This is a genomic window from Pectobacterium atrosepticum (genome assembly GCF_000740965.1).
Taxonomy (GTDB): domain Bacteria; phylum Pseudomonadota; class Gammaproteobacteria; order Enterobacterales; family Enterobacteriaceae; genus Pectobacterium; species Pectobacterium atrosepticum.
Genome location: NZ_CP009125.1, coordinates 1869613 through 1895179, shown reverse-complemented (window position 1 = coordinate 1895179; position 25567 = coordinate 1869613). Strand labels below are relative to the sequence as shown.

Annotated in this window: 28 protein-coding genes, 3 tRNA genes and 2 pseudogenes; 14 read left to right on the top strand and 19 right to left on the bottom strand. The window is 44.5% G+C overall.

Annotation, left to right across the window (positions count from 1 at the left end):
• Window positions 1-191: 191 nt before the first annotated feature.
• The 10 genes from GZ59_RS08235 to GZ59_RS08185 all read right to left on the bottom strand — a co-directional run bounded on the left by GZ59_RS08235 (window position 192) and on the right by GZ59_RS08185 (window position 6470).
• Window positions 192-389 (bottom strand): AbrB/MazE/SpoVT family DNA-binding domain-containing protein, encoded by a 198-nt coding sequence (locus GZ59_RS08235; protein WP_051122287.1) that lies wholly within the window; start codon window positions 387-389, stop codon window positions 192-194.
• A 131-nt stretch (window positions 390-520) separates the two neighbouring features.
• Window positions 521-1354: a DUF4942 domain-containing protein gene (locus GZ59_RS08230; protein ID WP_039294889.1), complete on the bottom strand. Its 834-nt coding sequence runs from the start codon at window positions 1352-1354 to the stop codon at window positions 521-523.
• A 117-nt stretch (window positions 1355-1471) separates the two neighbouring features.
• The gene (locus GZ59_RS08225; protein ID WP_039291161.1) at window positions 1472-1792 is read right to left on the bottom strand and encodes a TA system toxin CbtA family protein; all 321 of its coding nucleotides are present in this window, start codon (window positions 1790-1792) and stop codon (window positions 1472-1474) included.
• A 68-nt stretch (window positions 1793-1860) separates the two neighbouring features.
• On the bottom strand, window positions 1861-2196 hold the full coding sequence (locus GZ59_RS08220) for a type IV toxin-antitoxin system YeeU family antitoxin (protein ID WP_039291159.1): 336 nt from the start codon (window positions 2194-2196) through the stop codon (window positions 1861-1863).
• 39 nt (window positions 2197-2235) lie between these two features.
• Window positions 2236-2709 carry a RadC family protein gene (radC, locus tag GZ59_RS08215; protein WP_039291157.1) on the bottom strand — a complete coding sequence of 158 codons (474 nt, stop codon included), beginning with the start codon at window positions 2707-2709 and terminating at the stop codon, window positions 2236-2238.
• Between the two features lie 122 nt (window positions 2710-2831).
• Entirely contained in the window at window positions 2832-3182 is a 351-nt protein-coding gene (locus GZ59_RS08210) for a hypothetical protein (RefSeq protein WP_039291155.1), read from the bottom strand.
• 57 nt (window positions 3183-3239) lie between these two features.
• Window positions 3240-4073 carry a hypothetical protein gene (locus tag GZ59_RS08205; RefSeq protein WP_039291153.1) on the bottom strand — a complete coding sequence of 278 codons (834 nt, stop codon included), beginning with the start codon at window positions 4071-4073 and terminating at the stop codon, window positions 3240-3242.
• Between the two features lie 146 nt (window positions 4074-4219).
• A complete protein-coding gene (locus GZ59_RS23665; RefSeq protein WP_155242703.1) occupies window positions 4220-4378 on the bottom strand; it encodes a hypothetical protein in 159 nt (52 codons plus the stop codon).
• A 183-nt stretch (window positions 4379-4561) separates the two neighbouring features.
• Complete coding sequence (locus GZ59_RS08190) at window positions 4562-5449, bottom strand: GTPase family protein (protein WP_039291149.1); 888 nt, start codon at window positions 5447-5449, stop codon at window positions 4562-4564.
• Window positions 5450-5543: 94 nt separating this feature from the next.
• Window positions 5544-6470, bottom strand: a complete 927-nt coding sequence (locus GZ59_RS08185) for a hypothetical protein (RefSeq protein WP_039291148.1) — start codon at window positions 6468-6470, stop codon at window positions 5544-5546.
• 550 nt (window positions 6471-7020) lie between these two features.
• Here GZ59_RS08185 and GZ59_RS22790 point away from each other — a divergent pair.
• From GZ59_RS22790 to GZ59_RS08120, 13 genes and pseudogenes are all read left to right on the top strand, one after another.
• Window positions 7021-7623: a YagK/YfjJ domain-containing protein gene (locus tag GZ59_RS22790; protein WP_039295609.1), complete on the top strand. Its 603-nt coding sequence runs from the start codon at window positions 7021-7023 to the stop codon at window positions 7621-7623.
• Window positions 7624-7710: 87 nt separating this feature from the next.
• Window positions 7711-7923, top strand: a complete 213-nt coding sequence (locus tag GZ59_RS08175) for a helix-turn-helix transcriptional regulator (protein ID WP_039291143.1) — start codon at window positions 7711-7713, stop codon at window positions 7921-7923.
• A gap of 92 nt (window positions 7924-8015) precedes the next feature.
• Window positions 8016-8441 carry a putative zinc ribbon protein gene (locus tag GZ59_RS08170; RefSeq protein WP_039291142.1) on the top strand — a complete coding sequence of 142 codons (426 nt, stop codon included), beginning with the start codon at window positions 8016-8018 and terminating at the stop codon, window positions 8439-8441.
• A 153-nt stretch (window positions 8442-8594) separates the two neighbouring features.
• Window positions 8595-9176 carry a hypothetical protein gene (locus GZ59_RS08165; RefSeq protein ID WP_039294886.1) on the top strand — a complete coding sequence of 194 codons (582 nt, stop codon included), beginning with the start codon at window positions 8595-8597 and terminating at the stop codon, window positions 9174-9176.
• A 262-nt stretch (window positions 9177-9438) separates the two neighbouring features.
• Window positions 9439-10893 carry a flagellin N-terminal helical domain-containing protein gene (locus tag GZ59_RS08160; RefSeq protein ID WP_039291140.1) on the top strand — a complete coding sequence of 485 codons (1455 nt, stop codon included), beginning with the start codon at window positions 9439-9441 and terminating at the stop codon, window positions 10891-10893.
• Between the two features lie 48 nt (window positions 10894-10941).
• Window positions 10942-11487 (top strand): helix-turn-helix transcriptional regulator, encoded by a 546-nt coding sequence (locus tag GZ59_RS08155; RefSeq protein WP_039291138.1) that lies wholly within the window; start codon window positions 10942-10944, stop codon window positions 11485-11487.
• Window positions 11488-11575: 88 nt separating this feature from the next.
• Entirely contained in the window at window positions 11576-12448 is an 873-nt protein-coding gene (locus GZ59_RS08150; protein WP_039294884.1) for a phosphorothioated DNA-binding restriction endonuclease, read from the top strand.
• Between the two features lie 257 nt (window positions 12449-12705).
• Window positions 12706-12903, top strand: a pseudogene (locus GZ59_RS22785) (integrase); the annotation flags it as partial.
• Between the two features lie 94 nt (window positions 12904-12997).
• Window positions 12998-14767, top strand: coding sequence for a KAP family P-loop NTPase fold protein (locus tag GZ59_RS08140; RefSeq protein WP_039291136.1), 1770 nt, complete (start codon window positions 12998-13000; stop codon window positions 14765-14767).
• 9 nt (window positions 14768-14776) lie between these two features.
• The gene (locus GZ59_RS08135) at window positions 14777-15523 is read left to right on the top strand and encodes a hypothetical protein (protein WP_039291135.1); all 747 of its coding nucleotides are present in this window, start codon (window positions 14777-14779) and stop codon (window positions 15521-15523) included.
• Window positions 15520-16860, top strand: coding sequence for a Qat anti-phage system QueC-like protein QatC (qatC, locus tag GZ59_RS08130; RefSeq protein ID WP_039291133.1), 1341 nt, complete (start codon window positions 15520-15522; stop codon window positions 16858-16860). Before GZ59_RS08135 ends, qatC begins: the two co-directional genes overlap by 4 nt.
• Window positions 16857-17588 (top strand): Qat anti-phage system TatD family nuclease QatD, encoded by a 732-nt coding sequence (gene qatD / locus GZ59_RS08125; RefSeq protein ID WP_199559462.1) that lies wholly within the window; start codon window positions 16857-16859, stop codon window positions 17586-17588. Before qatC ends, qatD begins: the two co-directional genes overlap by 4 nt.
• A gap of 118 nt (window positions 17589-17706) precedes the next feature.
• Window positions 17707-17922, top strand: a pseudogene (locus GZ59_RS08120) (IS256 family transposase); the annotation flags it as partial.
• A gap of 230 nt (window positions 17923-18152) precedes the next feature.
• Here GZ59_RS08120 and GZ59_RS08115 read toward each other — a convergent pair.
• From GZ59_RS08115 to uvrY, 8 genes are all read right to left on the bottom strand, one after another.
• On the bottom strand, window positions 18153-18878 hold the full coding sequence (locus GZ59_RS08115) for a hypothetical protein (protein WP_039291131.1): 726 nt from the start codon (window positions 18876-18878) through the stop codon (window positions 18153-18155).
• 162 nt (window positions 18879-19040) lie between these two features.
• Window positions 19041-20300, bottom strand: a complete 1260-nt coding sequence (locus GZ59_RS08110) for a tyrosine-type recombinase/integrase (protein WP_039291130.1) — start codon at window positions 20298-20300, stop codon at window positions 19041-19043.
• A gap of 202 nt (window positions 20301-20502) precedes the next feature.
• Window positions 20503-20589, bottom strand: a tRNA-Leu gene (locus tag GZ59_RS08105).
• Window positions 20590-20597: 8 nt separating this feature from the next.
• Window positions 20598-20671 (bottom strand) — tRNA-Cys (locus GZ59_RS08100).
• Between the two features lie 51 nt (window positions 20672-20722).
• Window positions 20723-20798, bottom strand: a tRNA-Gly gene (locus tag GZ59_RS08095).
• A gap of 139 nt (window positions 20799-20937) precedes the next feature.
• Window positions 20938-21486 carry a CDP-diacylglycerol--glycerol-3-phosphate 3-phosphatidyltransferase gene (gene pgsA, locus GZ59_RS08090; RefSeq protein ID WP_005974417.1) on the bottom strand — a complete coding sequence of 183 codons (549 nt, stop codon included), beginning with the start codon at window positions 21484-21486 and terminating at the stop codon, window positions 20938-20940.
• A 58-nt stretch (window positions 21487-21544) separates the two neighbouring features.
• Window positions 21545-23377, bottom strand: coding sequence for an excinuclease ABC subunit UvrC (uvrC, locus tag GZ59_RS08085; RefSeq protein ID WP_011094413.1), 1833 nt, complete (start codon window positions 23375-23377; stop codon window positions 21545-21547).
• Window positions 23370-24026 carry a UvrY/SirA/GacA family response regulator transcription factor gene (gene uvrY, locus GZ59_RS08080; protein ID WP_011094414.1) on the bottom strand — a complete coding sequence of 219 codons (657 nt, stop codon included), beginning with the start codon at window positions 24024-24026 and terminating at the stop codon, window positions 23370-23372. The genes uvrC and uvrY overlap by 8 nt, the downstream gene beginning before the upstream one ends.
• Window positions 24027-24670: 644 nt before the next feature.
• Here uvrY and GZ59_RS08075 point away from each other — a divergent pair.
• Window positions 24671-24895 (top strand): DUF2594 family protein, encoded by a 225-nt coding sequence (locus GZ59_RS08075; protein ID WP_010279363.1) that lies wholly within the window; start codon window positions 24671-24673, stop codon window positions 24893-24895.
• A gap of 93 nt (window positions 24896-24988) precedes the next feature.
• Here the strand turns inward: GZ59_RS08075 and GZ59_RS08070 are convergent, their stop codons facing one another.
• Entirely contained in the window at window positions 24989-25276 is a 288-nt protein-coding gene (locus GZ59_RS08070) for a basic helix-loop-helix domain-containing protein (RefSeq protein WP_011094415.1), read from the bottom strand.
• Window positions 25277-25567 lie beyond the last annotated feature (291 nt).

Genomic DNA, 25567 nt, shown 5'->3' with positions numbered 1-25567 from the left:
CCCTTCACACCAGTGACTACTCGCCACACAATTCAACAGTGATGTTAAAAATGTTGCGATGCAAAATCTGATGTATAAATAACATCAGTACAACTTCATTCAGCGGTTAGATGCTATCGTGGTTTAATGTAGATAGCAAAACCGTTATCAAGACAGCGAGTGCATTTCTGGCAATCGGTTCACCGCTATCATCAGGTCTGGGGGGCTTTAGGTTGCTCCCTGTCCTCCATAAAATCAGAAGTGGCATCCTCGGTAGCAAACCAACCATCCCAGCTCTCCCCCGATGACGTAGTGATACGTGAGTGATCGATCGCTGTCGTATCTGCGTCTTTCACATCATCGGTCAATGCAGCAGTTTTTGAGATACTGCTATTCCCTTTTCTCATCATCGCCCTTCTCCCGCCAAACGATACGTGGCACATAACATGTCGTATCCCCCTTTTACATTACCAGACTAACATTACCATCACCGTAGCAACGAGATAGGTAACCTCCATCCAGCCCCCTAGCCTGTCGATAATCACCTTGCCGCCAACATCCCTGGATAATGTTTGGCAATTATATCGTTCATCTGATCGATCAGGTCAGGGCGTTTAAAGGTGAGATGCCCAGTGCCTTTCTGAAAGTAACGCACACTAAAGAACTCATCTTCGTATTCCTGCTCGTGAGGATTATCACGGATATGGTCCATCAACCGGATGGTTACATCGCCCCGATTGTCGGGGAGCGGTTTACCATCCAACAGATACAGCATTCTTTCCAAATCAGCCAGTTGATCGCGTCGCCAGCCCCAATTCAGGCCAAAGCCCCAACGGTTGTATGTCACCAGATTGCTGATGATGATTTTCTTGCCAAAGTAGCAAGGGTGATTGGTTTTGTAATCCCACGATAGCCCTTTGAATACGTTAATAACACCTCGCTCAAATACCTCCTGTTTACTTTGGTGGAGTTGCTCAAAGGTGCTGAGTATATTGGCTTCGCTGATGACCGGTAGCTCCCCCTCATCCAGATTTTTATGCCACTGGCTACGCGCTTCAGCATCCATCAGCGTCAACATGCCGGATTTCAGCATCAGGTCGCGCCAGATATTACGATCCAGTGTGCGGGTAATGGCAGGCATCGCTTTGCCAGGTGTTTCTGTCAGCCAGCAGTCGTAGCGATGCCCTTGCTTTAACGCCCAGTCTTCAGCGGTGCCGCCACCAATAGTCGCTGTTAGTGTTGAGATCGCCCGTAGCTGGTTGAGGAGCTGTTCTATCTGTTGCAGCGCGGTATCACGTCCGGTAACGATACGTTCGATATTGGTCGAGCAAATCAGCTCGGTGTGTTCGGTCAAAACCTCGGGTTCAATTTGCATCATTTGTGGTCCATAGATAAAAGCAAATGCGCCAGCCGGTAAGGGCTGGCGCATTATGCATCGGGGAGAAGGATAAATAGATTTGGTCTGGTATTACTGGAAAGCGGCTCGCAGTCTTTATGCTTTGAGCAAGCCGGTAGCACGTCTGGCACGGAGAACATCAACGGCAGTGAGAAACGGCGATTGCTCCTGCCAGTTAAAACCGTCGCGATCGATGCGCACCAGTTCGTATTTTTCCACCAGAAAATTCACGGCATTGACCAACGTGACGCCAGCATCGATATGCGCTTGAATCACGTTTTCCTCACAGAATGGTGTATCGTTCAGCGTCAGGCCGTAGTGCTTTTCCAGCAGGTAGGTCAGCAGTTGCTGCCAGACGGTTATAGGTGACGGACAGGGGTTATCCTCCCGTGGCGGGATTGCAGGTGATGTTTGCATGGGAATACTCTCTACAGGTTAAGTCGTTAAAATCAGGAAAATGCTCAGGATGGGGGAGAAGTTGCAGGTTATTCTGCTGCTGCCGAAGAGGGATAGATAACAATATACACGTAGCCAACACTGCCCAGCGTATCGGCTTCACAGATCCATTCGTTGCAATGCAGCGTGACGCAGTTCTGCTGACGGGGATTCAGTTCCCCCATGCGTAGCTTCTGCTCCAACAGCTTAATTAGCTCAGGGAAGCAACGCTCCAGATTTTGGGCTTCTGTTTTGCTAAACGTACCGACAATGCTGGCCCGGTCTGCCAGATAGTGCAGGCGGTGACCTTCCTGAACCAGCCTGGCTCCGAATCGCGGCGTGACAGCACATTTTAGTCCCCATTCAGGGGTATTCGATGATGGCATGATGGTTTCCTTATAAAAGTGCGGTAGTAAATGTGATCATCACAGCCAGCCACGTTCAGCAAACGACACCACATCAGCGCCGCCGACAACCAGATGATCGAGGACTCTGACGTCGAGTTGTGACAGTGATCCCTTCAGCTTGTCGGTGATATGGCGGTCAGCCTGACTGGGCTCGGCACAGCAGGAAGGATGATTGTGTGCCAGTATCACGGCGGCGGCGTTATGGCGCAGTGAGGCTTTGAGGATTTCACGTGGATGCACTTCGGTACTGTTGATACCACCCAGCGCGATAACTTCCTTTTCTATCAGACGATGCTGGTTATCCAGATACAGCACCATAAAGACCTCGCGATCCAGACCGCTGAGCTCCAGCATCAGCCAGCTTTTGGTGTCCTCCGAGGTTTTGAACTGTCGCGAATTTTTTCGTACCCGTTTTTCCAGCAGGCATAACGCCATCTGGATAATGCGCTGCTCTCTGGACGCGATGCCGCCTGCCAATGAATTACATGACATGGTGATTCCTTATCTAAATGATGGATGATGAAAAAGAAGGATGAAATGGATGACAAGAACACAATAAATACAATGCCTCGCGCAGACGCACGAGGCATCGGAACCGTGAATAAGGTCAGTCGTTATTCCACCTGGAATTCCCATATGCCCTGATCGGTCTCGACAATGATTTCAAGGACATTACAGGCGGCTCCCCAGTTTTTTGACTTAAACGTTGTTTCAAAAGAGCTGCCGAAGCGGAGTCGAACGGGCTTCCAGGATGCTTCGGAAAGATGCTGGCAATTTCCCCGATTAACCGCAATGTCTTTGACGACGACAGAATCTGTCAACGCTGTCACGGATATCCTTGGATAATAGGGACCGGCATACCAGTTCCCTGAGGCAATACGGGTTTGCACTCTGACAGGCGCTTTTTCTGCAAAAACGCTTAGCGAACACAATCCCAGACAGAGTGCGACAAATGCTTTTTTCATGATATTTTCCTTTACTCGACAGGCTCGAAGCCTTCCGATGACCAGAGGCGGTAACACTCAACGATGGCTGAATGTCAGCGTGTCCTTTTTGCCGTTGTAGTGAGTGAGGTTAAGCGTGGTGTTGTTGGCATCATGGGTACTGTCAACCTTCACGATTTCACTGCAATCCTTGAGGTCAATCGCCTTGATTTCAGGCGCGGGCGTCGTTTTATTGACGGCATACCAGCTCCCTGCCGGGCAGGCCATCCCGGCACTTTGCACCAGAAAGGCGTAATACGGCGTATCGGTCAGACGGGTATAAAGGCTGGCGGTATCCGCGCCCTGAACCAGCACATCCTTGCCGTTGTCACCGCAATTCCGGCAGAAAAGCTGGTCCTGCGTGTTTCTCAGTATTTGTGCCTGATACGCCAGAATCTGGTTATTCATCTGGAAACGGTTTTTCTCTCCATTCTTCCAGGTGACAGTGAGCAGCGTGTTGTTTTTGTTTTCCGTCACCGACACCTTAGCTACAGCCGATAAATCAGAGCGGTCATCGTCAAACTCAATAAAGTGAACGGTGGGCGACGCGGCATATTTATCGATGTAATAAAAATCGGGTGTCCGGTTAGCGGTGTAAGCAGGAATGGCATCATTCAGCAGGATGGTATAGCGCGTCATGTCCCATAACTTGCTGTACTGATCCGTTTTATTTTTATAGCCCTGTGGATAGTCAGAAATAAAGAAACTGTCTTTCCTGTCGGGTCCACAGAGATGGCAAACCATGTGCCCTTCGCTGTCGGTGATAATTTGCGGTTCATTGTCAGCAGGCTTTGCTTGTGCAGACAGAATGGGCAGAACCATCAGAGAGGCCAGCAGCAGTCCGCTGCATGGCAGTGCAGGTTGTGTTTTCATTGTGGTTTTCCTTCGGAAGGGCTCTCGGTTAAAAGCCGGCCCATCCGCCAACGGTATTGATGATAAAAAGCAGGCAGGCCATAAAAATCACCAGCGTGATATACCAGCGCATAAAGCGGCCAAACAGCTTCAACAGCGTTCGCATATTATTTTTCTCTGCAAATCAGGTAATACAGCAATCCGGCCAGTAACGGGTCGATGACCATACCCAAAATGAACCAGCCCCAGAACGAGCGACCGCTGCTGGATGCCACGCATCCCAACACGATTGCCAGCCCCACCCAAAGCAGTAACAACGGCATCATTGCCCTCCAGACGCATACGCGTTACATGAACATGTTATTGATTCGTAAAAGTAAAAAAGTCTCAGAATGGAAAATCGATTTTATAGCGGGGAGAAATGGCGGTATAACAAATCAATTCGATCGGTTCGATCGACAAAATCGATCGGTGACGATAAAGAAACCTGATGGGAAGCAGCAAAAACGTTAGTCAAAGAAGAAAGACCACACCGCATTTGCCACTCTGGCAACGGAATGGGTGACGCCATGCAGCACCTGTTTTGCTACCTGAGGCAACGGCGCGTGGTCAATAACCCAATCCACCGCACTGACTACCGTGTCGGAAAATCCAGCCCTGGCCTGCTGTATCGCGCTTTCGGTTTGGTGCTCAGCACGTAAATGAGGAATGACCGGACTGCGAGCCTGCTTTGGGAGAAGGGTTATCATCGCCTCCACCATCTTTCCCAGTTGATAACGGCCTTTAACGGAAAGCGGTAAAATGTTCTCTGCCACGATACCGAGTTGTTGCCCGATAGCCGCCTGCTTTTGTGCCATATGTTCCCGTTGCCTGGATGACGGCTGCGCAGAGGCCCAGTGCCATTCTTCACTCGGTTCAATCTTGTCGACCTGATTGAGCAGCCAGAGTATCGGCGTGTGCTCACCGTTCACGGAGCCGAACACATCCCGATAAAACTGCTCCTCGGCAGAATAGGCGCGGTCATCCGCCTTCAATACCCACAGCACCATATCCAGCTCCGGCAACAGGGATTGATACAGTGCGCGATATTCCTCATCCCGCTGCTGACTTTCACCCACTCCGGGTAAATCAACCAACGTAAGATAATGACGCCCAAAACGCAGACGAATGCGTTGTGGCTCACGGGTACAGGCTGCGACAGCATTCACTGCGCAGACTTCGCTGCGAAACAGCGCATTACATAAGCTCGATTTCCCTACGCCGGTTTTGCCCATAATGCCAATCACCGGTTCATAGGTAACCAGCCGGGTCAGCTCCTGCATAAGGGCATGACGTAACGAACGGGGATAGCGCCGCAGATGGCGGCGGATCAGGGAATAACCTGACGATTTTTTCATATCAGCCTCAGAATGAAAAAGGCCATCCGGGATGGGTGGCCTGATGAATTGGAATTGGGGTAACTCAATGAGGTGATATATAACTGAGATTTTTTTATTTTTTCTGATTCATTTCTGCCCATGCTTTATCTATCAGAAATTCGATCACATCAGCCCTGTTACGGTTAAGATATTTCTCAAGTTTTACCAGCGTCTTTTTAGAACTGTCAGAAATACGAATATTGACCGGTGCTTTGGTTGCAACTTTCTTACGATGCTTCATATTTGCATAGCGTTTTCGCAACGTATTTAGAAAAAGTTGTTTTTCTGCCGGTTCTTCATTCCAGAGATAATATATTGCAGGAATGGCAAAACCCTGCATCTCAGGAATGATGTTGACATCTCTGAAACCCCTAAATATGCGACGTTCCGAAAAAAATTGCTCCATTATCCATTCAATATTTTCTTTTCCTGCATCGACCATCCATGAGAAATCCTTTCTGAACATTTTTTTGTTATTTAAGTAATCATTTTTTATTTCAGACGTAATTGAGTCATTTTTGCTTGTCTGGGTCAGTAATATATCGAGAATAGACAAGGTAGCTAGATAACATTGTTCAGGTGTGTCAGGTATCGCCGAAGGCAAATACTCACCTATAAGCCAGAGATGCCTTTTTCGACGAAAATAATATTTTGGGTATATATCATCCGCATCTCTAGGGTAGAAATCCACATATTCTTTTATTAACCGTAACCAAAAATATATACAGCCATACTGATCTTGCTTAAGCCATACCAGTTGTGATTCATCGACGCTATGGTCACAGTAAATTGTGCTATACCAGAGTACATGCTTTGTAATGCGCGTGGCTCCGTTACTCTCCCGCACCTCAGCATCAATAATCTTGTTAATCTTCTCATTAATCAACTGTACGTTTTTCTGTGTGCCGAATGAAAATCGTCTTGCATCTTCAGAATGTCCCATCCGCCAGAGAAGATAAACCCCCTCCCTAATGGACTTAACTTCAATATACCTAACCATCTCCTACCCTCCATTGCTGGTGTCTTCATTTTTTAATGACACTACTACAAACATCATCAAAAAACTGTGATTCATGATACTAAAATCAGGTCATCTAAAAGCATGGAAAAGGCATGTTTTCTTGCGAATTACTGATACATACAGTAGTGTTTTTTAGGTTATTTATGTGTGATTCATGGCAGATATCATACAATTTTATTTAAAGTAAAAACTATAAAATCAAATGGTTATAGATTTTAAATAAACTTATGGCATGTGCTAATTTAGTACTATTTGATTGATTTGTACAAGCATTTATATAAACCGGCTATATGACATGAGGGGGATTCGTCGCTGATGTGGTTCATTAAGGAATAAAGTATTATTTAATAAATCCAGTCATCACGGATAGATAAATAATAGCATCATTCGCTTAGTGAATAGACGCATTATTAAAAACATTCAACCCCGGATGTATGGCTATAAAAAACCCGTCAGGCATACTCCATGCATTATTAAAAATTAACGCACTGAATAATTATCATGAGATAAATTCACCGGAATAGACATCATGAAAAAACGTCAGTGTAAAAGCATCAATCCAAACTATCAGCATGACATGCATCTGAACCAAAAACTTAGAGCACATCAGGAGATGTTGTTCCTGCGTTACTCAAAGTTACTGATGCTGCGCGTAGACTTTGCATATATTAAAACGAGTTACGAATTTAAACACTCAGATAAAAATACCATTGTAGGGGACATGGTTAAGTTACTCCAACAAAGCGTGAGTATAAGAGGACTTGTAGGGTACGTGTGGGTACTGGAATATACCGAACTTCATGGTTTTCATATTCATGCTGCATTTTATCTTAACGGCCAAAAACACCGTAAGACATGGAATACGTTTCTTTCTGTAGCTGAACTCTGGGATGATATTACCGATGATGCGGGTTATACACATTGGTGTAACCCCAAGGAATATTATGAAGTACGGGGGGAGCGTGTTACCTCCTGGGACAACAATACCGGTCGAGACGACATGCTGTATATTCTGAGTTATCTCAGTAAAAAGAATCAGAAGACAGACAAGATTATTTTTCAGTGCAGCGATATTCCTTCCCGATGTAAAAGTGGGGGACGTAACAGAAACAGACGCCGCACCCATTTGTAAAAAATTACTCCACTGACGAATCGTTTGAAGGAGTTCGCCAATTTCCATTTTCCGGCTCCTTCTCCCATTTATTCAAGGAGAAAAACGATGAGTACCGCTGCTGATTACCGCCTTCTTAACGACCAGTTCGTCGATATGATCTTCATCACCCAGTTGACCGGATTAACCGACAAATGGTTTTACAAGCTGATTCAACTGGGTGAGTTTCCGAGGCCGATTAAGCTGGGCCGCAGTTCCCGCTGGCTGCAAAGTGAAGTCGAAACCTGGTTACAGCAACGTATCGATCAGTCTCGCCAATAGCCACACGTTCTAAACATGACTCATTTTCCTGCCAACAGCGTTGGGACAATCGCTTCCACTAAGCTCGTTATCGTCAGGAATGGAATCAATTTATGCGCTTTCTAAAATGCTATCTGGCTAACAACGCCAAAAATCGTTTTGTTAATGCAACTGAGGCTAGCCGCCTGCCCCTGGGTCACTGGACGTGTGCATCCTGTGGCTGTACGTTAACTCTGCATAACGGCTCTCAATATCAAGAAGCCTGGTTTGAGCATGATCGGTTCAGTATAGATTCAAGAAAACTGAAGGCATGTGCCTACCGGGACCCCGAAGAGAAAGAAGAAGAGAGGATTAAAAAACTGCGGGAGAAGATCCGTGCCAGCTACGTTCCTCCTGAACCGAACACCTGGTATTGCGTGTTGTGCCAAAACCGCTATACAGGAAAGAAACTCTGCCCGGCGTGTAAAGACGGAATCTACAGTGTAGTCGTTGAAGATAATGGCTATGTACCTGAAGAAGAAGGTCATCGGAATAGTTAATTCAGGGCCGCTGCTCGTATCCCATCATTCCAGCCAGAAACGACGCCTTTCAGTTCACCCCCCTTAATTAATTATTCCCTGAATAACAGGCAGCCGTCCGATCCTCCGGAGAATATCGTCTGTCTGTTATTCAGCATGTTGGAGACTTTCCAAATGACACGCCACACGACACTATCCACGTTGCTGGATAAATACCAAAACCATCTTGACAACAGTGCTGCACACGCCATCCATCAGGGTATCAGTACGAGAAAAATTCATACTTTCCATCGGTTGAGATTGACGGCAGTTTCCCTGCCAGACCAGCATAAGGCGCATCTGATTGCCCCCGCGAAACTAGTGCAGAAATCAAGAGCATCGCGTATTGAGGCTACCAGCAGAGCCACTCTGCCAGTGGAGGCCAGCCGATACCTTCGATGGTATCCAATGCTGGGCGGCATTCTAATCAGCGAATGTGACCGGCTGCATCTGGATGAATTGAGTTACACCCTTCAAAGACTATTTGATCGGGAAAATGAACCCGGCATTCAGGAAACGTTAATACTACTGTGCTGGTCTGAACTACTTAACGGCCTGTCTTATCGTGAATGGACATCACTGGCTGATAAAACCGACAGACAGATTCAGATGTGGATTAGCACCCGCCTACGCACTCAGCCAGCACGTCGGGCAATGATTGACGAATACGTTTTCTTTGCCTGCTTTGGTTACTGGGCAGACTACCGACCTGCTTAATTTTCATACCGTTACGTGAACACTGATTCAGAGCGCTTTTGATCGGTAACGCCGATCGATACGATCGCATCGATCTATCAAAACGATTATCTTTTGATCGCTACCGTCGATAAGCTATTGCCGAGAATAACCATAACATAATGTTTTATCTGTTTTTATTTCCATTATCGGGAAGGGCTGACTATTACCTGTCATCCGATAAATCAATAATCGGCAGATAAAAGCCATCCCGTTGCTTTTGCCAAATCAGGACTGATGCGCAATGACCCCGATTACCTCTCTGCATTTAACGATACTGAATCAACAGGATAAATCGGCAACACGATTGAGCCAGGCGATTGAACGGCTTTCATCGGGTCTGCGCATCAATGGTGCGAAGGATGATGCCGCTGGTCAGGCTATTGCCAACCGGATGACCGCTAATCTGAATGCCAACAGCGTCATCACTAACGGAATGAAAGATGGCCTCAGCCTAATGCAAACGGCTGAGAGCGGGCTTAATGCCATCAATAATCTGCTACAACGTGGCAGGCAACTCGCGGTGCAGGCGGCAAATGGCACGTTGTCAGATACCGACCAGACCAGCCTGAACGGTGAATATCAGCAGATTAGGGAAGAGATCGACCGCATCGCTTCATCGACTCAAATCTTTGGTCGTTACCCGCTGGCCCCCACTGAACCAGGCCCCCGGCCTGCCAAACTGGGCGATACGGTGCCACTGGCTGAAAAGTTTCCTGTCCCCAATATCAATCATCAATTTCCTTCTGGGGTGATTTCGCTGGCTTACATTCCTGCTGGCGCAAAAAATATTACCATCACCATCGACTCATTAAGCGCCGATGACGATATCCAGCTCTTTGCGCGAGATGGCAGGCATCTGGCCGGTACACCCGCAGAAGGAGCAGACGCCGATATCGTCTGGTCAGCAAACGGCGTAACGGATGAAACCACCATGAACACCGCCGTGATTACGCAAGATAACGGTTTTTTACCTGGAGCCACCTACTCGGCAGATTCGCTGCTGCAAGCCGGGGAATACAATATCAATACAGGGGCGCAGACCACTTATCAGGGTATGACCATCACCTACAGCGGTGATGGCGACCGTTTTGAAGATGCCAACACCGGGGGCTTTAACGATGGAAATGTGGGCGCAGCAAACCGACTGGAAAAAATTCATATTGATGAGGTAACAGAAGATCTGATTGTCATTGTGGTTGGCAGCGGCGTATTCAATAGCAGCGCAAGCTGGGATGAACTTCCCACACCGACAGAGCCTGCCCCGCCACTGCCGCCCTCAGTACCGATCAGCAAAGAAACGACGTTTGTCGTCGGAGCGAGTTTCGGTGATGCATTGCAAACGGTCACCCTCAACCCAACGCCAGCAGATAGCCAATCGCTGGGGCTTTCCTCTGTGACGCTGGGTACACCTGAACAGGCCAGAGCGGCATTAGCCACGTTCGATAATACGCTGAAAAAACTGGACGGTTACCGCAGTGAATACGGTAGCCAGATGAACCGCTTTGAATCCGTCACTACCGTGCTGTCACAGGAGAAAATTGCCACCGCTGCCGCCCGCTCCCGCATATTGGATGCGGATTATGCCGTTGAGGTTTCCGCGATGACAAAAACCCAGATCCTACAGCAGGCATCGATGGCCGTCTTGTCGCAAGCCAATCAGCAGTCGGGAAACGTATTAAAGCTGTTACAGGGATGATGCGTCGTCAGATATCACTTTGCTATTTTCTACTGAACCACTATCGCCATGAGCATTGAAATATTCAGCCGCTGCCCTTTCACCACGGCGGCGTTTACCTGTCTGGGAAATAAGGATGGCGGTAATGTACCCATCACTGTTGTTGATATTGAACACGGTATCGAAATGACGCTACTGACGCACATCATTACCGACCGTCAACGGGCATTCATTATTATTCTAAATAACCGTAAACATACACCCGTGATGGTGGCTAAAAAGGTATTGCTGTTATCAAAACACGCATCGATGAGTACGATTAAAAAAGTGATCTCTGCCCTGTCATCGTTCAGAGAAATAAAAGGCAAGACGATATCGTTATCACCGAATGAGAAAATATTTTTCGGCTATTGGCTGGATGGCGTTGCCATAAAAACCATCGCGAAAAACATGGCGATAACGCATAAAACCGCCAACAACATGAAAAATAATATCTACAGAAAATATGGCATAAAGGATCTGCTCACCTTTTTACTCATCGCCAGAATCTCACATATGCAACGTATCACCGATGCCCAACATCACAGGGTTATCTACGTTGATAAGGTGGCGTGAGGTAACATTCTAAGAGCAACAGGAGGCTTGAATCCCACTGATTTTGCGAGCATTATCGCAACATATCCCTTTTCAGCTCATGTTGCGTATGCCATCTGTCCAGGAACTTCAAACAGCAATTTCCAATATGTCTATATGGCGTAAAGGTGATCAACGTGCGCCTCATAAGCCATTGTTGCTGCTTTATGTTCTATCGGCCTATCAACAAGGACACCCGCGCCTGTTTCACTATGGAGACGAAATCCGTCCGCAGCTCTTGGCACTTTTGAACAGCTTTGGGCCGCAGCGGCGTGCTCATTACCCTGAAATGCCCTTCTGGCGGCTGAAGGGAGATGGTTTTTGGCAGTTGCAGAACGACGAGTATTGTTCACCGCAGAAAGGGAGTAAAGAGCCGCCAAATCGTGAGCTGATTAAGCACAGCGTCATGGGGGGATTTGATGAAGTCAGCTATCAACTATTATGCAAACAACCTCAACTTATCGATAAACTGGCTCAGCAGATTTTAAGCGAGCACTTTCCTGAAAGTGTTCAGGACGTAATTGCCAACCGCCTGGAACTGTCGCTAGATGATGTACGCAAGTCTCGCGATCCTCATTTCCGTCAAACGGTACTACGTGCGTATCAATACCGCTGTGCGGTATGTGGTTATGATTTACGACACGATGCAACGCCTGTCGGCCTCGAAGCGGCGCACATCAAATGGAAGCAATATGGTGGCCCTTGCACCGTGACCAACGGATTAGCTTTGTGCTCAGTACATCACTCTGCGTTTGATATTGGCGTTATCAGTATTGATAACAGCATGAAACTGATGGTTTCTGAAGGTGCAAACGGCAGCACGATTGTCGAACGGCTATTCTGGGATTTTGAGGGAAAGCCGCTGTTTCTGCCTAAAAAGCGGGAGTATTACCCGCTTGAGCAGTTTGTGGAATGGCATCGAGGGCAGGTTTTTAGGCCATAATACCCAGCATTCAAAGGTATCATTCATGACCGCATTCACACTGTAATGATGTGATGGACGTCCCTCCCTCAGCGTAAGTCCTGCCACAGTAATGGTCTAATCATTTCGGACACTTTGTTAGAGATATAATGAGCAATGCTAACGAGGTGAGAATGCGAAGAAAAAAGTTTACCCATGAGTTCAAACGGGAATGTATCAATTTGGTTCTGCAGCACAAGTACCCGGTGATCCAGGCTGCTGAAACGATGAATATAGGTCTTTCAACATCAGTCGTTAAAAGATTACTTAACAACCGTAATACAACAGATCCAACAGAAAGGTATGCAGAACTTGATCAGGAACGGGTTTTTGAAGCATTACAAAGGATTGAGTTGCATATGTTTATGACTGCTCCTAAATTATACAATATGCTACTTGCTTCGGCTAAGTATCCACCCTTAAACGAAACTTGTTAGTAATACTGTTCTATTGCAAATAGATTACCACGCAATAATTACAATCTGAAATTAATAAAAGTGTTTGTTCGCCGTTTAACAATAGGGAGTGCACATGTGGGCTGACGTAGAATCCAACATTGATTACTTAAATTTTGGCGAAGTTTCAAGTCTAGCAGTGGATATATTGAAGTCTGAAAATATGTTACCAGTATCTATTGGAATATTTGGTAACTGGGGCGCTGGGAAATCCTCACTACTAAAAATTATAGAAAAACAGATAAGTGAAGAAGATGGTAAAGATATCTTAGTTGTAAATTTCGATGCCTGGCTGTATCAGGGATATGATGACGCAAGAGCTGCATTACTGGAAGTAATTGCAACCAAACTTAACGAAGCAGCCCAAGGAGACCCAAGCCTTGTAGAGAAGACATTCAGTTTATTTAACCGAGTAGATAAAGTGAGGGCATTAGGCTACACCCTAGAAGGCATTGCTTTAGCTCTCGGCATTCCCACTGGTGGGATGGTTTCTAAGGGGGTTGGAGCAATTAAAAATATTATCAGTAACGGTGTTAATGAAAACACATACCAAGAAGCCATTAGTACAGGAAATGAATTCGCAAATAGTGGATTAATTAAAGATAAAGAAGTATTAACGCCACCACAGCAAATAAATTTATTTAGAGAAGAATATAGTGTAATTTTAAAAGACTTAGGGAAGAATTTAATTGTTTTCATTGATAACCTAGATCGTTGCTTGCCACAAAATGCTATACAAACATTAGAAGCTATACGATTATTTCTATTCCTACCAAATACGGCATTTGTGATTGCTGCTGATGAAGATATGATAAGAACATCCGTATCAGAGTACTTCAAAGGAACTTCGGCAAGACACCATATTGATTACTTGGATAAACTAATACAAGTCCCTATCCGAGTTCCAAGAACAGGTCTTTTAGAAATAAGATCATATCTTTTCATGCTTCATGCAGTTAATGCAGGGGTAAATAGTGATTTGGTAGAAAAGCTAAGGATAGCATTGGAGAAGTCTTTACAGGAATCATGGCATAAGGATCCTATGAAGAAAGAAGATGCTATAAAAATACTAGAAGGAGAAAATAATTTAGAATTAGCAAGGGCATATGATCAAGTAGACCGGTTGGCACCTATATTTGCAACCTCACCAATAATACATGGTAATCCAAGAATAGTTAAGAGATTACTAAATGTTGTAAAAATGAGATCAAATATTGCTAGAAGAAGAAGTATCTCATTAGATGAGAACGTCATTACGAAGTTAGTAATATTTGAAAGATGTGCAGGAGAGACTGCTGCCAATGATTTATATTCAATGATTGATACTAATAAAGACTACAAGAAATTATTTAGTGAAATAGAAAGCACGAAACCTAAGGAATTACCTGATTCTGTACCAGAATCCTGGACAAAAGATGATGCAATCAGTGATTTTATTTTAAAGTGGTTTGATATCGAACCAAAATTGAGTGATAAGGATTTACGAGCATCAATCTATTTATCACGCGAAACAATGCCAGCAGGCCATTATGTAATGGGTTTGTCTCCAAAAGCAAGGGATGCGTTAAGTGTATTGATTACAACGACAAGAAAAAGTTCTCAAGTCGCTTTAACTGCGTTACGCGATATATCTCAAGATGAGTTTATTCCAGTTATGGAAAGTTTGATTGAACACCTTAGAACTATAACTGAATGGAGTAAACAACCTGCTGGTTTTGCTGGGGCTGTATTAATTGCAGATAAGCATATCGAAGCAGGAAAAATCCTTAAAAGATTTATAAGTGGCATAAACGATAATCCGCATTGGATGAATGCGCTTATAAAAGAAAAAAATTGGTTTAAATAAGGAGGAAATATGGGGACGTCACAGTCAAGTAAAGGACCTAAAAACGGAAATGCCCTTGTTCCACCTTGGGCAGATCAAACAAAAAATGGAGAAAATAAAAACTTAAGCGGTTTTAGGACTCTTTTTGGTCGATTTGCTCGAAGCAGAGATATCGCTTCACTAAAAGGTGCTCTTGGACGCTACTCCCGACAAGTAACAGGTGGAGGAGATTCAGCTAACGAGCGACTTGGTAATATTGTTAGTGCTGGTGGTAATTTATTTGAATTACTAAATGATGGAGTTGCAAACTATCAGAACAGTAATCCTATAATTGACCTGAGTAGCCTTAATGGGCTCTCATGTGAAGACGCAATTGCAAGAATATCCCAAGCCCTCTCTGATGGGAGTGAGGATGCCGATAAAATTCAAACCGCAATGAATGATGCTTTAGTCGAAGCTTTAGATGGGAAGACTACATTTAACCCACAAGATATTACAGACGATGTTCTAATTGAAACGATGATTTGCTATTTAACTGATAGTATTTTTATTCAAGTTACAATGGATGTAGGGAAAGCTTGGAATAATGCACAATCAGCGAAAGAATTGCAGAATGCAGAAAATGATTTGCATGAGTATATCAGTGCAATAGTTGATAACCATATGGAACCGAAAATAAGTAAAAATATTAGGTCCTTTTCAAAGTCAGATATAATTAAAATTCAAAAAGATGTTATTACTGAAGTTTGGGATGAATGGAAGGGGTATAGCGAATGAATATTTATATAGATCATAATTATAGTCGGTTGCCAGCATCGAATGATTCTACAATTTCAGTTCAAATTTATAACCGTGATGGCGTCGTTGCGAAGAATGGAATTAAACCTCGTGATGATATTGCAACTATAGGAAAACCGGTATACGACGCAATTAAAAGATTAGGATTTCAAATATCAGATGAGGTGATGGATTTTCTGACAATATCAATGGCCGTGACAGCCGCTGATACATTTATAGTTCGTGATGATTGCTTTGATGGTTGGACACGGGACATAAACGTATCTGTTAGGGTCATAAATCCATCTATTTGGATAAAGAATAAAGAAAATATTGAAAAAGCCTTACAGTTCTTGAGTGGAGATGTCTGGAGTTTCGACTTTAAAAAAGATGGAATGAAACCTCCTGTTCCATTTAAACCAGTTAATGGTCGTAGGTTGATAAATTTAAATGGGTTAGATTGTATTTCTCTATTTTCAGGAGGATTGGACAGCGCAATAGGTGTTATTGATCTTCTAACCGACGGAAAAAAACCATTACTAATAAGCCATTCTTACAAAGGAGATAAGGCCAAACAAGAAAAAATAGCCGAGGGGATTAAAAGTATAGGGTCATTTTCAAGGCTATGTACCAGTGCAAACCCTATAGGAAGAGGTATGCAAAGAGATATTACAATGAGAACAAGAAGCTTGAACTTCTTGGCATTTGCCGCTGTTGGTGCAGATGCCGTAATGAAAGCTAATGACTATAGTAATATATCTATTTATGTCCCTGAGAATGGCTTTATCTCCTTGAATGCACCACTAACAAATCGCCGAATAGGTTCGCTTAGCACAAGAACTACTCATCCACATTTTATGGAAATGATACAGTCTATTTTTGATGACATAGGGATTAAAATGAATTTTACTAACCCGTATCAATTCGAAACAAAAGGGAAAATGGTTAGTCAATGTAAAGATAAGAATACATTAGCCCAAGTTGTTGATTCCACAGTTTCATGCAGCCACTGGAAAAGAAAACATAAACAATGTGGCTATTGTGTGCCTTGCATGATAAGGCGAGCATCCCTACTAAGAGGAGGAATTCAAGAAACAATAACATATCACCAGGCATCATATGCTAATTTACGGAATTTTGTTAAGAATAAAAAAGATGGAAGAGATGATATCTTCTCAGTAATGATGGCGATTGAAAATGCTAAAAAAAGAAATTTGAAGGCGTGGGTATTGAAATCTGGAAAGCTTAAAGAGCAGGATGTCAGCAAGTATGAAAATGTATTCTTTGAAGGATTACAAGAAGTGGAAGCTTTCTTGAAAAAGGAAAAACTGGTTTGAAATTTGATATGCATTGTCATTTGGATCTATATAAAGATCCAAATGAGATTATTAATCAATGTGATAAGAAAGGACTATATGTCCTTTCTGTCACAACTACGCCGCAAGCGTATATTGGTAGCAATAAACTTGTTTCTGGCTGCAAAAGAATAAAAACTGCTTTAGGACTTCATCCTGAATTAGCCCACTTGAGGCACGAAGAATTAGGCATCTTTGATATTTTACTACCTCAAGTAAAATATGTTGGAGAGATAGGGCTTGATGGTGGGGCGGATTATAAAAACTATGCTGAGATCCAACTGAAAGTGTTCAGGCATATTTTAAGGGAGGTAAATAATCAAGGAGGGAGGATTATGTCCATACATTCACGAGGATGTGCAGATAAAGTTGTGGATGAATTAAAAGGGATTGACGGAGTTCCAATATTTCATTGGTTTACTGGCACAAAAACAGAGCTTGATAAAGCGATAGATATTGGAGCGTGGTTCTCAGTTGGGCCGGCAATGTTAAATTCAAAAAAAGGGAAGGATATAATAGGGCGAATACCTAAAGATAGATTATTGACAGAAACGGATGCTCCTTTTGCGAAGTTATATGGAAGAAATTTATTTCCTTGGGATGTGGATAAAGCCATTAAAGGTATTTCAGAAATATGGGGTTGTGATTTAGACACTGCTGAGGAAAAATTAGAACATAATTTCCGAAGAATTCTTTCGTTAGGTCGGTAATATATGTGAAAATTGAAGGTGTTACAGTGCTCACTATACCAACGTACAAGAGACTGTAATTTACATTGTGTAATTGCCTTTTTTGATATGTTCACTCCAACAACAGAGACAGGCAACGATGGGCGAAAAGAAACTCAAAGCACTGGCTGCTGAATTGGCTAAAGGCCTTAAAACCGAAGCTGACCTCAATGCGTTTTCCCGCATGTTGACGAAGTTAACCGTCGAAACGGCGCTCAATGCTGAACTCACTGAGCATCTCTGGCACGAGAAAAATGCCCCTAAATCAGGCTCTAATACCCGAAATGGTTACCCATCTAAAACCGTGTTATGCGACTGTAAGCACACCTGTTTTAGGGTCTGTCCCTTAACTTCCCTACACGCTAAAAAGTGCTGCAAGAATCATTTCCGAGATATGATTTTTGGTTAAATATTCATCTATTTGGTCGTTCTTTATCGCTTAGCATTTTTTTGTACAGTTATGACAATGCTGAACTGTACACAAAATAGTTACGGGACACAGCCTAGTGTGACCTTTATAGGTATTACTAACGAAAGAATATTAAATTAATCTTTCTTCCAGTATTCAGAGGGGTCAATAACAAAAGGATTGGGTTTTAATCTGACCATTTTTCGCCCGCTAGAATTATCGAACCACTTGTTTAATCCACTAATTTGAGATGGTGTTAATGCTAGTTTTGCATGAAGATAGCTTTTCAGACTGTCGACATAGCTTAGATCTTTATCTTGATTAACTTTTATAAATTGATTAATCCAAAATTCACAAGCGTATATAGCCTGTAAATTCCTAAGAGAATATTCAGGAAATGATTTGCTCTCAATTAACCTATTCAAGAAAATAAAATCACCCTCGGTTAAACTATCACGTTGATAACGCTCATATAGCTCATCAAGTTTTTTGTATTTTATTTTGGGAAAATTTTTAAGTTTCTCAACACGTAGTAGCAAATAAGCAATAGCATTTTGGTTACTATGATCGTCCTTTTTAGACGTGCCCCCTACTTTCCCAGTGGCTATTTTGGGCGGTGCCTTAGAGGTATCCCCACCCACTTCCCCCCCTGGCTCTAAACATCCTTTCGTCAAATCAGGAACTTTTTCCCCAGGATTACTGACGTAATTGGGATTCCGCACACAGTCAGGACCTGCGAACCGTTCGTTACCCTCATGATCAACAACAACAAAGCCCTTACCAGACGTGATGTCGTGTGTCTTACTGCCGAACACACAGGCACAACGCTCAGTGAAGTCGATACGAACAACTCTCCACAGCATGCCCTCCCTCCCTCTGATGACAACGTTCATTATTTTAGAAATACATAAAACTCATATCCAAGTATTTGGTGTGATTATTAGTTATATGAACAGTGTTCTTACCCACAGAACAAACTGTAACCTGAGTCAGTCAGAACTACAGCCTGCCCGTATGCTACCATATCAGCCCACCATCAACTTCCCAAAATCAAACGCACTAACCGCTTTCTCCCGATTCGCATCGAGAAAATTAGCCCACCATTGCAGCATCAGCTTACGCTCATCCAGATGCTCTGCTTTATGGATATACGCCGCGCGAACGCCATTACGTTCCTGGTGGCTCATCTGTCGCTCTACCGCATCCCTAGACCACAAGCCCGACTCAATCAGTGAACTACAGGCCATAGTACGAAAGCCGTGACCACATACTTCCGTTTTCGTGTCGTAGCCCATGGTTTGCAGCGCTTTGTTTACCGTCCCTTCACTAACGGGTTTTCGTGACGAATGATCGCCAATGAAAACCAGCTCGCAATGCCCACTCACTTCTCTGATCTTTTTAAGGATCTCCAGTGCCTGACGGCTCAGTGGAACAAGATGTGGTGTGTGCATTTTTGAACCGCGTTCGGAGAATTTCACTCCTGGAATCGGTTCACGTTCAGGGGGAATCGTCCACAATGCTCGTTCAAAGTCGATTTCCGGCCAGCGAGCAAAACGGAGCTCGCTTGAACGAATGAAAATCAGTAAGGAGAGATTAATAACCCACTTGGTAAACTCACGGCCTTTGTAACCATCAATGCGACCAAGGAGTTCAGGCAAACGTTCAAGCTCCAACGCCGGGCGATGTTCGACTTTGCCGGGCATAATCGCCCCCGCCATATCCTGCGCCGGATTATAGTCAATCAAGCCATTTTGTACGGCATAGGTCATGATGGCAGTCACACGCTGTTTTAGACGCTTCGCCACTTCTAAACGTCCTGAACGTTCAACACTTTTGATCGGTGCCAGTAAGTCGCGTGTTTTCAAATCTGCGATATGTGTGTTGCCAATAACGGGGAAAATATTGTCGCTCAGGCTTTTCAGGATACGCTCGCCATGGGATTCAGACCATTTCTTGTTGTCGGCGTGCCAGGCGCGAGCCACAACTTCGAAGGTCTTTTCATCCTCTTCCTGTTTGGCTTTTACCGCTTTCTTATGTTCGCGGGGATCGATGCCCGCAGCGACCTGCTTCCGAGCTTCATCCCGTTTCTGACGCGCTTCAGAAAGAGAGACTTCAGGATAAACGCCTAATGCCATGAGATGTTGCTTGCCACCAAAACGAAAGCGCAGCCGCCAGTATTTGGAACCATTGGGATGAACCAGCAGAAACATCCCATCACCGTCAGTCAGTGAATACTCTTTTTCTTCTGGTTTTGCCGAACGCACTTTGATATCGGTCAGAGCCATTATCAATATCCTCATTGGTGCTTACGGTGAGTATACAGAGCAAGATAGAACCAACATATATACTCAGATGTATACTCACAAGCAAGTTGATGTCGATTGAATTGCGTTGACGTTGGGAGAGTATGGAATGAAGTGGAAGCCAGTAAAACCGTGGATTTTAGGCAAAAAAATAGACGTCGGTTGACGTCTATTGATTTATCAATGGTGCCCGGGGCGGGACTTGAACCCGCACAGCGCGAACGCCGAGGGATTTTAAATCCCTTGTGTCTACCGATTTCACCACCCGGGCTTAAATATTGGAGGCGCGTTCCGGAGTCGAACCGGACTAGACGGATTTGCAATCCGCTACATAACCGCTTTGTTAACGCGCCAAAATATTCAGGTCTTAGTAACCAACATCCGCAATTGCCGATGCTTTAAATTGGAGCGGGAAACGAGACTCGAACTCGCGACCCCGACCTTGGCAAGGTCGTGCTCTACCAACTGAGCTATTCCCGCAACACAGAACTTACTGATTTATCTAACTTCTTACAAACCAGCGTTGCTGTTGATGCGGTGCATTCTACTGACCTGACGCAATGAGTCAACAGAATTATCAAGCAACCGCATTCGTTTGCTGGTTTTTACGGCGCTTCGATCAAGGTTCAAGCAAATCGTGGCGCGCAGCATTCAAATATTGAAACATGGACCAAAAAGTCAGCACTGCTGCTATGTACAACGCCGCAACGCCAATACCTTCAACAATGCGTTCTGGGCGCCATAGCAAAGCAAAAAGCGCCATCATCTGAGCCGTGGTTTTGACCTTCCCTATCCACGACACAGCAACGCTGCTTCTCTTGCCAATTTCAGCCATCCACTCGCGCAATGCTGAAATAATGATTTCTCGCGCGATCATCGTTGCAGCAGGCAACGTAATCCACCAAGAATGATAATATTCCGCAACCAACACCAGCGCGACAGCCACCATCACTTTATCCGCAACAGGATCGAGGAAGGCACCAAAGCGCGTGGTTTGTTTCCAGCGGCGGGCAAGGAAACCATCAAACCAATCCGTTACGGCAGCAAACACGAAGATCAACGCGCAAAGCAGCGGTGCCCAGACGAATGGAAGATAAAACGCCAGCACGAAAAACGGAATAAGAGCAACACGAAACAGGGTAAGCAACGTCGGTATATTAAATTGCATAGCGCTTAGGTAACTATCTGGCTGGAGTGGATACTAGGAGTATGTTGCTACATTGTCCCTAGTGTTTCAATGCATGGAAGATTTTTTCTGCCAATCCATGCGAAATTCCTGGAACATTTGCAATCTCCTCAATGCTGGCATTCATCAAAGGCTGTAGCCCTCCCATGTATTTCAACAGGGTTTGGCGACGTTTAGGGCCGACACCTTCAATAAGCTCCAACGTACTGGTGTTTTTTACTTTTGCTCTCTTCTTGCGATGTCCGCCAATCGCATGGTCATGCGAATCATCGCGAATATGCTGGATAACGTGCAGCGCTGGAGAATCAGCAGGCAGTGCCATTCCCTCACCCGTCGCCTCAAGAAACAGCGTTTCCAGCCCGGCTTTACGATCGCTGCCTTTCGCGACACCGAGCAACAGAGGCTTATTTTTATCCCACGATACTTGCAAAGAGTCAAACACGGCCTGAGCCTGACCGAGCTGTCCTTTCCCACCATCGATCACAATGACATCCGGTATTTTACTGTCATCTAACGCTTTACCATACCGGCGCTGGAGGACTTGCGCCATGGCGGCATAATCATCACCAGGCGTAATACCACTGATATTATAGCGGCGATATTCCGAACGTAACGGGCCGTTAGCATCAAATACCACGCAGGATGCCACCGTCTGTTCACCCATAGTATGACTGATGTCAAAACACTCCATTCGGTGGATTTCGGGCAACTGCAAGACGTTGGCTAATGCAGCCAAACGCTGATGAATGGTGGATTGCTGAGACAATTTTGTAACTAGCGCCGTAGCAGCATTCGTCCGCGCTAGTTTTAGATAGCGAGCACGATCGCCACGGGGTTTCGTCTGAATTTGGACTTTTCTCCCCGCAACCGCCGTTAGGGATTCGGTAAGCAAATCTTTATCAGGCAAGGTAAAATCAAGCAAAATTTCTGTGGGAAGCGTTCGGCCTGAGTTCCCTTGTAAATAGAATTGCCCGACAAAAGTTTGTACGACTTCCCCCAATTCCGTACCGCCAGGCACTTTGGGGAAATAGCTCCGGCTGCCAAGCACTTTCCCTTGTCGGATAAAAAGGACATATACACAGGCCATGCCAGCATCAAAAGCAACACTGATGACGTCCAAATCTTCGCCGTCACCAGAAACAAATTGTTTTTCCGTCACCCGACGAACCGCTTGAATCTGATCGCGTATCCGTGCGGCATCTTCAAAACGCAGGTCACGACTGGCCGACTCCATCCGTGAGATGAGTTGATTCAATACTTGCTGATCTTTACCAGACAAGAACAGGCGAACATACTCAACCTGCTGCCGATAATCCTCTTCGCTAACCAAACCGCTAACGCAAGGCCCAAGGCAGCGACCAATTTGATATTGCAGACAAGGGCGAGAGCGATTGCGATAGACGCTATTTTCACACTGGCGTACCGGAAACAGTTTTTGCAGCAAGATTAACGTTTCACGCACGGCATTTCCGTTGGGAAACGGGCCGAAATATTCGCCCTTCGCATGCTTAGCGCCACGGTGAACCGTCAAGCGTGGATGAGCATCACCACTTAGGAAGATCATGGGATAGGATTTATCATCGCGTAACAAGACGTTATAACGCGGCTGATAAAGCTTAATATAGTTGTGTTCTAGCAGTAAGGCTTCAGTTTCTGTATGCGTGATCGTGACATCAATATGCTTGATGCTTTTGACTAACGCCTCGGTTTTACGGCTGGCAACATGGCTGCGGAAATAGCTGGCAAGTCGTTTTTTTAAGTCTTTTGCCTTACCAACATAGATGACCGTATTGCCGGCATCGTACATACGGTAGACCCCAGGCTGGCTCGTTACCGTTTTTAAAAATGCCGAAGCATCGAAACTCTCACTCACTACTTAACAATGTCTCCGCGGTAAAAAGCCCGTGCTTGATAGCCAGATGAGTCAATTCTACGTCACCGTTAATATTCAGCTTACTGAACATGCGGTAACGATAGCTGTTCACTGTTTTAGGGCTAAGATTGAGCTGTTCTGAGATTTCAGTCACTTTTTGCCCCTTCGTTATCATTAGCATAATCTGTAATTCGCGTTCAGACAAACACTCAAGCGGCGCATCCGTCTGCGGCTCCAACTGGCTCAATGCCATCTGTTGAGCAATATCAGAAGCAATATACCGTTTCCCTGCATGTACGGCTCGAATGGCGGAGATCACTTCCTGAGGGGCAGCAGCTTTACTAACATATCCCGCGGCACCCGCCTGCATCACTTTAGCGGGTAATGGATTTTCCGTATAAATGGTGAGCATGATGACTTTTATATCTGGAGTAAACCGCAAAATTTTACGCGTTGCTTCAAGCCCACCGATGCCCGGCATGCTCATGTCCATCAGAACAACGTCAACATCATTGCTTCGGCACCATTTCACGGCATCTTCACCACAGCATGCTTCACCAACTACTTTCAGACCTTTGATATCGTCAAGAATGCGTCGTATCCCTGCCCGCACCAGTTCATGGTCATCAACAAGAAAAACGCTAATCAAAGAATAATTCTCCAAAAAAGGGAGTAACACTTACATGAAAAGTTGCTTGCAGGTGATACTACGTTGGTTTCAAAAAATAATGAACACAGATTTATATGAATATGTATTTTAAAATATACCGAGAAGGAATAAAGCGCATTTCCCGATCATAACAATATATTGTTAACCTGAAGATGTATGTTGATCACACTCTTAACATTTCAAATACGCCGCACGCTTATAAACAGTTCCATGGCACAAAATGTATGAAAAACAATGTGAATTAAATGGCATGCAATTGGCTTTGCATCTTAAATGTCAATAAAAAGTCACTATTGTAATCGAGCTATTGTTAAGAATTTTATCATCGCCTATAACTGTATTATACAAATAATGCATTCAGGGAAAAACGTCCATAGTTAACATCATATGTATTAAACGAAACACATCTATATCTTTTGCCACAAAACAACAGCCAAAATATAGACGCTATTCTAATAAATTAAATGCATAAAAAACAGTCACTAAAATGGTGTTATCCGCGAATAATATCAATCCATAATATGCTTTATGGTATACTACCCCTATCTATTTTTGCCTGTCGTGTCAGCGGTGACGCCCGCAGCAGGCGAAGGAAAACGTCTTTTTCTTGTTGAGGAGAAAACATGAGCAACGCAGATTTTTCTACTGCCGCATCCGCTGAAACACTGGCCCATGAGGTTACCTGCCTGAAAGCTATGGTTACGCTGTTATTAAAAGCAATCGGCCAGGCGGACGCCGGTAAAGTTATCATCAATATGGAAAGATATATTGCTCAATTGGAAGATGCCGAGCAAGCTGCCGTTTTTGATAACACGATTAAACAAATCAAAACCAGCTACCGTAAATAGCACTAATTGCTACACTGCCATTTCAGTAATTTGATCTGGCGGTGTAGTGATATTTACCACTATCGTCCCTGATTTAAAAATAGAGACCCTCGTCTATTTATTTCCGATACTCATGAGTTTCAGAAGTAGCGCCTCTTCTTTCTTTTTATAAAGCGTTAATTCCGTCACCAACGCTTTATCCAGGAACTGCTTCCTGGAAAGTGCTTTTCTTTCATCAACCAACTCCCTCAGCTCGGTAAAGCACTCATTTATTTTGTACTCTTTTGAACTTTCCGTACAAATTATCTCATGAATTGCCTGGCTTAGTTCAGACAACGAGATAACCGATTTTGGGTCCTGGTGACTTTTTTCTATGACAGCCAGTAATTTTTCGAATCCCACATGAACCTCCGAAATAAAGCAAAAACTTGCTTATGGCTAACCAGGAAACTTCAGCAACCTCTAAACGCCGCCCCAGTGGATGTGAACACAACCCTGTGTATGCAACTCGCAACATCATAATACGATCTATCGACTATTCCGTTCGTTAAGCATAGCACTTTCTCACCACTCTTCGGGGTGCATGAGACACATCCTCACCAAGCGAGGTAGCAACTTTAAGCTATACCATCAACCACGTTATATTTTCACTCAACGTTAGACGTCATTGAATAAAGGACACGCCAGAGGTCA

Excerpts from the sequence above, each read along its gene's own strand:
- GZ59_RS22790 (WP_039295609.1), top strand. The coding sequence starts at position 7,021 with ATGAAAAAACGTCAGTGTAAAAGCATCAATCCAAACTATCAGCATGAC.
- GZ59_RS08205 (WP_039291153.1), bottom strand. The coding sequence starts at position 4,073 with ATGAAAACACAACCTGCACTGCCATGCAGCGGACTGCTGCTGGCCTCT.
- GZ59_RS08160 (WP_039291140.1), top strand. The coding sequence starts at position 9,439 with ATGACCCCGATTACCTCTCTGCATTTAACGATACTGAATCAACAGGAT.
- GZ59_RS08075 (WP_010279363.1), top strand. The coding sequence starts at position 24,671 with ATGAGCAACGCAGATTTTTCTACTGCCGCATCCGCTGAAACACTGGCC.
- GZ59_RS08165 (WP_039294886.1), top strand. The coding sequence starts at position 8,595 with ATGACACGCCACACGACACTATCCACGTTGCTGGATAAATACCAAAAC.
- GZ59_RS08150 (WP_039294884.1), top strand. The coding sequence starts at position 11,576 with ATGCCATCTGTCCAGGAACTTCAAACAGCAATTTCCAATATGTCTATA.
- GZ59_RS08190 (WP_039291149.1), bottom strand. The coding sequence starts at position 5,449 with ATGAAAAAATCGTCAGGTTATTCCCTGATCCGCCGCCATCTGCGGCGC.
- GZ59_RS08140 (WP_039291136.1), top strand. The coding sequence starts at position 12,998 with ATGTGGGCTGACGTAGAATCCAACATTGATTACTTAAATTTTGGCGAA.
- GZ59_RS08110 (WP_039291130.1), bottom strand. The coding sequence starts at position 20,300 with ATGGCTCTGACCGATATCAAAGTGCGTTCGGCAAAACCAGAAGAAAAA.
- GZ59_RS08185 (WP_039291148.1), bottom strand. The coding sequence starts at position 6,470 with ATGGTTAGGTATATTGAAGTTAAGTCCATTAGGGAGGGGGTTTATCTT.
- GZ59_RS08225 (WP_039291161.1), bottom strand. The coding sequence starts at position 1,792 with ATGCAAACATCACCTGCAATCCCGCCACGGGAGGATAACCCCTGTCCG.
- GZ59_RS08220 (WP_039291159.1), bottom strand. The coding sequence starts at position 2,196 with ATGCCATCATCGAATACCCCTGAATGGGGACTAAAATGTGCTGTCACG.
- radC (WP_039291157.1), bottom strand. The coding sequence starts at position 2,709 with ATGTCATGTAATTCATTGGCAGGCGGCATCGCGTCCAGAGAGCAGCGC.
- GZ59_RS08170 (WP_039291142.1), top strand. The coding sequence starts at position 8,016 with ATGCGCTTTCTAAAATGCTATCTGGCTAACAACGCCAAAAATCGTTTT.
- GZ59_RS08210 (WP_039291155.1), bottom strand. The coding sequence starts at position 3,182 with ATGAAAAAAGCATTTGTCGCACTCTGTCTGGGATTGTGTTCGCTAAGC.
- GZ59_RS08155 (WP_039291138.1), top strand. The coding sequence starts at position 10,942 with ATGAGCATTGAAATATTCAGCCGCTGCCCTTTCACCACGGCGGCGTTT.
- GZ59_RS23665 (WP_155242703.1), bottom strand. The coding sequence starts at position 4,378 with ATGATGCCGTTGTTACTGCTTTGGGTGGGGCTGGCAATCGTGTTGGGA.
- GZ59_RS08235 (WP_051122287.1), bottom strand. The coding sequence starts at position 389 with ATGATGAGAAAAGGGAATAGCAGTATCTCAAAAACTGCTGCATTGACC.
- GZ59_RS08135 (WP_039291135.1), top strand. The coding sequence starts at position 14,777 with ATGGGGACGTCACAGTCAAGTAAAGGACCTAAAAACGGAAATGCCCTT.
- qatC (WP_039291133.1), top strand. The coding sequence starts at position 15,520 with ATGAATATTTATATAGATCATAATTATAGTCGGTTGCCAGCATCGAAT.
- GZ59_RS08175 (WP_039291143.1), top strand. The coding sequence starts at position 7,711 with ATGAGTACCGCTGCTGATTACCGCCTTCTTAACGACCAGTTCGTCGAT.
- pgsA (WP_005974417.1), bottom strand. The coding sequence starts at position 21,486 with ATGCAATTTAATATACCGACGTTGCTTACCCTGTTTCGTGTTGCTCTT.
- GZ59_RS08115 (WP_039291131.1), bottom strand. The coding sequence starts at position 18,878 with ATGCTGTGGAGAGTTGTTCGTATCGACTTCACTGAGCGTTGTGCCTGT.
- GZ59_RS08230 (WP_039294889.1), bottom strand. The coding sequence starts at position 1,354 with ATGCAAATTGAACCCGAGGTTTTGACCGAACACACCGAGCTGATTTGC.